The sequence below is a fragment of the Rhodopseudomonas palustris genome (genome assembly GCF_003591005.1).
Classification (GTDB): Bacteria; Pseudomonadota; Alphaproteobacteria; order Rhizobiales; family Xanthobacteraceae; genus Rhodopseudomonas; species Rhodopseudomonas palustris_K.
In genome coordinates, this window is record NZ_QYYD01000006.1 from 199,649 (window position 1) to 208,325 (window position 8,677).

An 8,677-nucleotide genomic window follows, 5' to 3' on the forward strand; every position below is an offset into this window, starting at 1 on the left:
CGATGCCGTAACCGAGGCTCGAACGATGCGACGACCGCGAACCCAATCCAGCGCGCCCCCGACCACGGCGGCCGAACGCGGCGAAGCCGCGCCGCTGCGGCCCGCTTCCTATTCGGACGCCGGGCTGAGCGAGCTGTTTCTCGACATGATCGCCGCCGAACAGGGCGCCTCGGCCAACACCATCGACGCCTATCGGCGCGACCTCGCGGACCTGTCGGCCTATCTGGCGCGGCGCCGCCACAGCCTCGCCTCCGCCGACACCGAGGCGCTGCGCGGCTATCTGTCCGATCTCGACAAGCGCGGCTTCGCCACCACCAGCGTGGCGCGGCGGCTGTCTTCGCTGCGGCATCTGTTCCGGTTCCTGCTCAGCGAACGGATCCGCGCCGACGACCCGGCCGCGATTCTGTCCGGCCCGAAGCGCGGCCGCGGCCTGCCCAAGGTGCTGTCGATCGCTGACGTCGACCGGCTGCTGGAGTGCGCCCGGCAGGAGGCCGAGGCGGCCGAGGGGCCGGCGCGGCTGCGGGCGCTGCGGCTGTATTGTCTCTTGGAAGTGTTGTACGCGACCGGGCTGCGCGTCTCCGAACTGGTGTCGTTGCCGGTCTCGGCGGCGCGCCGCGATGCCCGCATGATCGTGGTCCGCGGCAAGGGCGACAAGGAGCGGCTGGTGCCGCTCAACGCCACCTCCAAACAGGCGATGGCGTCGTATCTGGCGGCGAGCGATGCGACTGCGAAGGCTGCCGCGAAGGGCGGCAAGCAGGCCCCAGCCTCGAAATGGCTGTTTCCATCGTTCGGCGAGAGCGGGCACCTGACCCGGCAACATTTCGCCCGCGATCTCAAGGAGCTGACGGCGCGCGCCGGGCTGTCGCCGCGGCTGGTCAGCCCGCACGTGCTGCGCCATGCCTTCGCCAGCCACCTGCTGCACAACGGCGCCGACCTGCGCATCGTCCAGACCCTGTTGGGCCATAGCGACATCTCGACCACCCAGATCTACACCCACGTCGTCGAAGACCGGCTGAAGAGCCTGGTGCGCGACCTGCACCCGCTGAGCGAGGGGCAATAGGCGGTGGCCGTGCGTCACCGCGATAGCCGCGGACCGCAGTCGCTTGGTTCTTTTGCCTAAGCGCCCGACGGGCCCAGCCGCTTGACTTGCCGGGCCGTAGGTTCGAAAAGCCGGGGCCCGGCCGTTGTCCGGTCCTCGCAACCTCCCCGTGTCTCCGATCATGCCCGAGCCCATGCGCAGCTATCTCGACTTCGAAAAGCCGGTCGCGGAACTCGATTCCAAGATCGACGAATTGCGCACGCTGGCGGCGTCCGGCAGCGACATCCACGAGGAAGTCGCCAAGATCGAAGAGAAGGCCGCGCAAGCGCTGGGCGAGCTTTATGCGTCGCTGACGCCGTGGCAGAAGACCCAGGTGGCGCGGCATCCGCAGCGGCCGCATTGCGTCGACTACATCAACGCCTTGATCACCGAATTCACGCCGCTGGCGGGTGACCGCAAGTTCGGCGAGGACGAAGCGCTGATCGGCGGCTTCGGCCGCTTCCGCGGCGAAAGCATCTGCGTGCTCGGCCAGGAGAAGGGCTCCTCGACCGAGACCCGGCTGAAGCACAATTTCGGCATGGCCCGGCCCGAGGGCTATCGCAAGGCTGTCCGACTGATGGAAATGGCCGACCGCTTCGGCATTCCGGTGCTGTCGCTGGTCGACACCGCTGGCGCCTACCCCGGCATCGGTGCCGAGGAGCGCGGCCAGGCCGAGGCGATCGCGCGCTCGACCGATGCCTGCCTGCAGCTCGGCGTGCCCAACGTCGCCGTGGTGATCGGCGAGGGCGGCTCCGGCGGCGCGATCGCGATCGCCACCGCCAACAAGGTGCTGATGCTCGAACACGCGATCTACAGCGTGATCTCGCCCGAAGCGGCCTCCTCGATCCTGTGGCGCGACGGCACCAAGGCGCAGGAAGCCGCCAACTCGATGAAGATCACCGCCCAGGACCTGCTGAAGTTCGGCGTGATCGACCAGATCCTGGCCGAGCCCAAAGGCGGCGCGCACCGCGATTCAGCCGCCATGATCACCACCACCGGCGACGCCATCGCGGCGGCCTTCGCCGAGCTGAATGGCCTCGACGCGGCGACGATCCGCAACCGCCGCCGGCAGAAATTCCTCGAAATCGGCCGCAAGCTGGCCTGATCTCCCGCCCGCCCCGCCGCAGCAAAATTCGTTAACCATCCTGGCCGGCCGCGTTCGGGCCGACCCGCTCGGCCGCAGTTTCGCCGCGCCGCCTCTGTTCAATGTTCCTTGACCATGTCGGAGGGGCTTTGGGCGCCGCAGGCCGATCGGCTTGCGACCCCGGGGGCTTAAGGATAATCTTTCAACCGTGCAGGATGCGCCGGCCTTTCGGCACACTCTCCTGCGCATCTTGGTAAATGCACACGATCAAATGCGGGCCAAATCGGCCGCTGCGATCGCGTCAGAGCGACGACCGAGCTGCTCACCGTCTTTGCGTCGATGGGGTGCGGCTTGATGATCGTCCGGGGAGCTTGGCTGTGACGAGAACTCCGCTGCTGCGCGCGCTGCTGGCTTCGGCCGCGATCGCGACGAGCGTGGTGCTGGCCGGCTGCAACGGCGACCAGATGTCGCTCGCCGGCAACGCCAAGGCCAACCAGCCGGTGCCGCCCAAGCTGGTGGCCGCGATGCAGGACAAGAACATGGACCTGCAGTCGCCGATGCTTGTGCGGCTGTTCAAGCAGGAAGCCGAGCTCGAAGTCTGGAAGCAGGACCGCAGCGGCGTGTTCCAGCTGCTTAAGACCTATCCGATCTGCCGCTGGTCGGGCGACCTCGGCCCGAAGATTAAGGAAGGCGACCGCCAGGCGCCTGAGGGCTTCTACTCGATCTCGCCGGCGCAGATGAATCCGCAGTCGTCGTATTATCTGTCGTTCAATACCGGCTATCCGAACGCCTTCGACAAATCGCTCGGCCGCACCGGCTCGCAGCTGATGGTGCACGGCGATTGTTCGTCGCGGGGCTGCTACGCGATGACCGACGAGCAGATCGCCGAGATCTACGCGCTCGGCCGCGAGTCGTTCTTCGGCGGCCAGCGCGCGTTCCAGCTGCAGGCCTATCCGTTCAAGATGACGGCCGCCAATTTCGCCAAGCATCGCAACAACCCGAACATGCCGTTCTGGAAGATGCTGAAGGAAGGCAACGACCATTTCGAAGTGACCAAGCAGGAGCCGAAGGTCGACTTCTGCGAACAGAAATACGTGTTCGACGCCGTGCCGCTGCCCAACGCCGGCCGGCCGATGCAGTTCAACGCCTCCGCCAAGTGCCCGGCCTATACGGTGCCGGCGCAGATCGCCGACGCGGTCCGCCAGAAGGATCAGAAGGACCAGATCCAGGTCGCCGATCTCGTCGCCAAGGGCACTCCGGTGGCGCGCCTGCGCACCGGCATCGACGGCGGCATGAACCAGATCTTCGCCTCCAAGATTCCCGAAGGATCGACGGGTCTGTCCGAGTCCATCGACAACCCGACGCTGGCGATGGAGCGCGCGCCCGGCACCATCCCGCCGCACGTCAATCCGCCGCGCCCATCCGACAATCTGCTGCGCGCCGCAGAGCCGACTGCGGTTGCGACGGCCCCGGCGCCGGCCAGCCCGCGCGTCGCTTCGGCGTCGAAGGACGATATCGGCGGGCTGCTGGCCGCGTCGAACCACGCTGCCTCAAACCACAAGGCTGCCGCGTCGCCGCCGCCGGCCGCGCGCCACACCGAGCCGCCGCGGCCCCAAGCCGCCGTGCGGACGGCTAACGAGCCGCGCCCGACCGCGTCCGCGAAGCCGGCGCTGAAGCCCGGGGTCGATACCGACACCACCTCCTCGACGCCCGCCCGCCCGGCCGCCACCCTCTCCGGCGCCGCGCCGGTGGTGTCCTCGAACAATTTCGACGGGCGGTTCTCGGCGTTCCGCTGAGGCGGGCTTAGAGCGACACCGACTTTTCGATCGCTCCTCCGCCCTCTCGGTCATTCCGGGGCGCGCGCTCTTCGCGGGCGAACCCGGAATCCAGCAGTTGTGGCAAATGACAAGAGTCGCAGAACTTTTCGGGATTCCGGGTTCGCGCTGCGCGCGCCCCGGAATGACGGAGTGTGGGGCGAGAGCGACTCGACGTCCGGCTTTCGCGCAAATCAACCGGCGCGCCGCGCTGGCGCGTAGTTCAACGCACACGGCTGAAAACGACACTGCCCGGGACGCGCCCGGGCAGTGCGATTTACTTGAACGTTGAACCTGCCCGGAACGTTGACGCAGCCAGCTAACGCTGCGGCGCGGAGCGCTTACGCGTACCGCCCGTGGCAGTGTTTGTACTTCTTACCGCTGCCGCAGGGGCAATCCTCGTTGCGGCCGACTTTGCCCCAGGTTTCGGGGCGGTTCGGATCGCGGTCGGTCTTGTCGACGACCTGGGCCGGCGCCAGCGAGACGTTGGCGAAGGCCATCTCGTCTTCGCCGGTGTCGGGGTTGGCCTTGTGCACTTCCATCGGCGGCAGCTCCTGCGGCTGCTCCGGCGGGATGATCTCGACGCGCATCAGCTGCGCCGTCACCGCTTCGCGCAGATGCGCGCTCATCTCCTGGAAGAGATTGAAGGCTTCGGACTTGTACTCCTGCAGCGGATCGCGCTGGCCGTAGCCGCGCAGGCCGATCACCTGGCGCAGATGGTCGAGCATCACCAGATGCTCGCGCCACAGATGATCCAACGTCTGCAGCAGGATGCTCTTCTCGGCATAGCGCATCACGTCGGGCCCCCACTGCCCGACCTTGGCGGCCATGTGTTCGTCGAACACCTTCTCCAGTCGCGAGATCAGCTCCTCGTCGGCGATGCCTTCTTCCTTGGCCCATTCGTCGACCGGAATGTCGAGACCGACGACGCGATTGAGTTCTTCCTTCAGGCCGGCCACGTCCCACTGTTCGGCATAAGCGTGCTCGGGCACGTGCTTGGCGACAAGGTCCTCGATGAAGGTGTGGCGCATGTCGGTGACGGTTTCGACCACGCTGTCTTCATTCATCAGCTCGATGCGCTGGTCGAAGATCACCTTGCGCTGGTCGTTCTGAACGTCGTCGAACTTCAATAGATTCTTGCGGATGTCGAAGTTGCGCGCCTCGACCTTCTGCTGGGCCTTTTCCAGGGCCTTGTTGATCCACGGATGGATGATCGCTTCACCTTCCTTGAGGCCGAGGCGCGTCAGCATGGTGTCGAGCTTGCCCGAGCCGAAGATCCGCATCAAATCGTCTTCGAGCGACAGGAAGAACTTGGAGCGGCCGGGGTCGCCCTGACGGCCGGAGCGGCCGCGCAGCTGATTGTCGATGCGGCGGCTCTCGTGGCGCTCGGAGCCGATGATGTACAGGCCGCCGGGGCGCTTGGCGGTCTTGGCCGGCTTGCTGCCCTTGGCGGGCTCGATTTCGATCTCGTCCTCGGCGTTCAGCACCAGCTCGCGGAAGCGCTCGATGTCGGCCTTGATCTGCTCGATCTTGGCGGCCTTCTCGGCTTCGTCAGTGATGCCCGCGGTTTCTTGCGGGATGCGCATTTCCAGCGAGCCGCCGAGTTTGATGTCGGTGCCGCGGCCGGCCATGTTGGTGGCGATGGTGATGGCGCCCGGCACGCCGGCTTCGGCGACGATGTAGGCTTCCTGCTCGTGGAAGCGAGCGTTCAGCACGGCGAACAGCTTGGCCGGCTTGCCGGCGCGGGCGGCGGCATAGAGCTTGTCGAGGCCCTTCGGGTCGCCGAAGTCGATCTGCTTGTAGCCGTTCTTCAAGAGCAGATCGGCCAGCACCTCGGACTTCTCGATCGAGGCGGTGCCGACCAGCACCGGCTGCATCCGCTGATTGGCGCGCTCGACCTCGGCCAGAATCGCGGCGTACTTCTCGCCCTGCGTGCGATACACCTCGTCGTCTTCGTCGAGACGCGAGATCGGCAGGTTGGTCGGGATCTCGACCACTTCGAGCTTGTAGATGTCGTAGAACTCGTCGGCTTCTGTCGCCGCGGTGCCGGTCATGCCGGCGAGCTTGTCGTACATCCGGAAATAGTTCTGGAAGGTGATCGACGCCAGCGTCTGGTTTTCCGGCTGGACGGTGACGTGTTCCTTGGCTTCCAGCGCCTGGTGCAGGCCTTCCGAATAGCGCCGGCCCTGCATCATGCGGCCGGTGAATTCGTCGATGATCACCACCTCGTCGTTGCGGACGATGTAGTCCTTGTCGCGCTGGAACAGCGTGTGGGCGCGCAGCGCCTGATTGATGTGATGTACGATCGAGACGTTCTCGACGTCGTACAGCGACTCGCCGCGCAGCTGGCCGGCGTCCTTCAGCAGGGTTTCGATCTTCTCCATGCCGGCTTCGGTCAGCGTCACGGTGCGCTGCTTCTCGTCGATGTCGTAGTCCGACTTGTCGAGCCGCGGGATGAAGGTGTCGATGGTGTTGTAGAATTCAGAGCGATCGTCGAGCGGACCGGAGATGATCAGCGGGGTGCGGGCTTCGTCGATCAGGATCGAGTCGACTTCGTCGACGATCGCGAAATGATGTCCGCGCTGGACCATGTCCTCCAGCCGGTACTTCATGTTGTCGCGCAGATAGTCGAAGCCGTATTCGTTGTTGGTGCCGTAAGTGATGTCGCAGGCATAGGCGGCCTGGCGCTGGGCGTCGTCGAGGCCGTGCACGATCACGCCGGTGGTCATGCCGAGGAAGCCGTAGATCTGCCCCATCCAGCCGGAGTCGCGGGAGGCCAGGTAGTCGTTGACGGTAACGACGTGGACGCCCTTGCCGGGCAGCGCGTTGAGATAGACCGCGAGGGTGGCGACCAGCGTCTTGCCTTCGCCGGTCTTCATCTCGGCAATGTCGCCCTCGTGCAGCACCATGCCGCCGATCAGCTGAACATCGAAATGGCGCTGGCCGAGGGTGCGCTTGGCGGCCTCGCGCACGGTCGCGAAGGCGGGGACCAAGAGGTCGTCCAGGGTCTTGCCGGCGGCGAGCTGGGCGCGAAACTCCGCGGTGCGGGCTTTCAGCGCCTCGTCCGACAGCGCCACCATCTCGGGCTCGAGCGCATTGATCGCCGCGACCCGCGACTGGTAACCCTTGACCCGACGGTCGTTCGAAGAGCCGAAGAGTTTGCGGGCGAGCGCGCCGATCATACCAGCTTCCTGTCCTTGCGGTGTGACTTCACAGCCGTGATGCCGTCGCTCGAGCCACTATCAACTCACCGTGACGCTCGTGCGCTGATCCGATAACCGAATACAGGCGCGTGCGCGAAATGAATGGTAACCAGCAATCCGAGGGCCGGCAGACCAGGAGCAGCCGTTTTGACGGCCGTCCTGCCCAAGCCTGTGGCCGGACAGATATGGCTGGGGTAGGGGGTTGTCAACGCGCCGACCTTTCAGGGATTTCATCATTTTGACAGAGTTTTCACGTTGCCAATGCGCCCTGATTGGGTGACTGTCCCGCCGCTCCCGGCACCCCGGCTTTCATAACAAGGATTTTCTGTCCATGACCCCTGCGTCATCCGCGGCCCTCTCGGCCCTGCGCACCGGCCTCGTCGGCGCGGCCGCGACTGGTTGTCTCGCCTTCGCGCTGCTCGCGAGCCCGATGGCGCGCGCCCAGGACGCCGACCCGGTCCTGGCCAAGGTGAACGGCGCTGAAATTCGCCAGAGCGACGTCACCCGCGCCGAGGAAGAGCTGGGCCCGAGCCTCGCCCAGATGGATCCGGCGTCCAAGAAGGAGAACGTGCTGTCCTTCCTGATCGACATGAAGATCGTCGCCAAGGCGGCCGAGGACAAGAAGATCCAGGATACGGCGGAATTCAAGAAGCGGCTCGACTTCGCCCGCAACCGGCTACTGATGGACGATCTGCTCTCGGTCGAGGGCAAGGCCGCCACCACCGACGAGGCGATGAAGAAGGTCTATGACGACGCCGCCAAGCAGATCTCCGGCGAACAGGAAGTGCGCGCCCGCCACATCCTGGTCGAGACCGAGGACGAAGCCAAGGCGATCGCCGAAGAGCTGAAGAAGGGCGCCGACTTCGCCGAGCTGGCGAAGAAGAAGTCCAAGGATCCGGGCGCCTCCGACGGCGGCGATCTCGGCTTCTTCACCAAGGACCAGATGGTGCCGGAATTTTCCGCCGTCGCCTTCTCGCTCGAGCCCGGCAAGATCTCCGACCCGGTGAAGAGCCAGTTCGGCTGGCACATCATCAAGGTCGAGGAAAAGCGCAACCGCCAAGCCCCGACCTTCGATCAGGTCAAGCCGCAGATCGAGCAGTACGTCACCCGCAAGGCGCAGTCCGACTACGTCGCCCAGCTCCGCCAGAGCGCCAAGGTCGAGCGCCTCGACAAGCCGGCCGCCGATGCGGCGAAGCCCGATGCCGCAAAGCCGGCCGACCCGGCCGCCAAGGCCCCGGCGCCCGCCAAGAAGTAAGCGACACAGACTTCAGGTCTGCCGCACGGCCGGGGCTCGCCCCGGCCGTTGTCGTTTGTAGAGTAATTGGTTCGTAGGATGGGTTGAGCGCAAGCGAAACCCATCGGACCCGGTGCGGGGCAGAGTTCGTAGGATGGGTTGAGGGGGGGCGCCGGGCCCACGCGGGCCGCGGGGGGGGGGGGGGGGGTGTTTTTGAGTGGGAGACGCCAACGCACCCACCGGGGGGGTGTTGAAGGACACGCG

The 8,677-nt window shown here is 65.9% G+C and carries 5 protein-coding genes; 4 read left to right on the forward strand and 1 reads right to left on the reverse strand.

Annotated elements, in window-relative coordinates; all coding sequences use genetic code 11:
• The first annotated feature begins 25 nt into the window (after positions 1–25).
• The 3 genes from xerD to D4Q52_RS08125 all read left to right on the forward strand — a co-directional run bounded on the left by xerD (position 26) and on the right by D4Q52_RS08125 (position 3,958).
• On the forward strand, positions 26–1,060 hold the full coding sequence (gene xerD, locus D4Q52_RS08115; RefSeq protein ID WP_119856037.1) for a site-specific tyrosine recombinase XerD: 1,035 nt from the start codon (positions 26–28) through the stop codon (positions 1,058–1,060).
• 160 nt (positions 1,061–1,220) lie between these two features.
• A complete protein-coding gene (locus D4Q52_RS08120; RefSeq protein WP_119856038.1) occupies positions 1,221–2,183 on the forward strand; it encodes an acetyl-CoA carboxylase carboxyltransferase subunit alpha in 963 nt (320 codons plus the stop codon).
• A 356-nt stretch (positions 2,184–2,539) separates the two neighbouring features.
• Positions 2,540–3,958, forward strand: coding sequence for a L,D-transpeptidase family protein (locus D4Q52_RS08125; RefSeq protein WP_119856039.1), 1,419 nt, complete (start codon positions 2,540–2,542; stop codon positions 3,956–3,958).
• 359 nt (positions 3,959–4,317) lie between these two features.
• On the opposite strand, the gene secA is transcribed toward D4Q52_RS08125, so the two are convergent.
• Entirely contained in the window at positions 4,318–7,158 is a 2,841-nt protein-coding gene (secA, locus tag D4Q52_RS08130; RefSeq protein ID WP_119856040.1) for a preprotein translocase subunit SecA, read from the reverse strand.
• A gap of 352 nt (positions 7,159–7,510) precedes the next feature.
• Between secA and D4Q52_RS08135 the strand changes: the two genes are divergently transcribed.
• Positions 7,511–8,434, forward strand: coding sequence for a peptidylprolyl isomerase (locus D4Q52_RS08135; RefSeq protein WP_119856041.1), 924 nt, complete (start codon positions 7,511–7,513; stop codon positions 8,432–8,434).
• Positions 8,435–8,677 lie beyond the last annotated feature (243 nt).

Excerpts from the sequence above, each read along its gene's own strand:
- D4Q52_RS08135 (WP_119856041.1), top strand. The coding sequence starts at position 7,511 with ATGACCCCTGCGTCATCCGCGGCCCTCTCGGCCCTGCGCACCGGCCTC.
- xerD (WP_119856037.1), top strand. The coding sequence starts at position 26 with ATGCGACGACCGCGAACCCAATCCAGCGCGCCCCCGACCACGGCGGCC.
- secA (WP_119856040.1), bottom strand. The coding sequence starts at position 7,158 with ATGATCGGCGCGCTCGCCCGCAAACTCTTCGGCTCTTCGAACGACCGT.
- D4Q52_RS08120 (WP_119856038.1), top strand. The coding sequence starts at position 1,221 with ATGCCCGAGCCCATGCGCAGCTATCTCGACTTCGAAAAGCCGGTCGCG.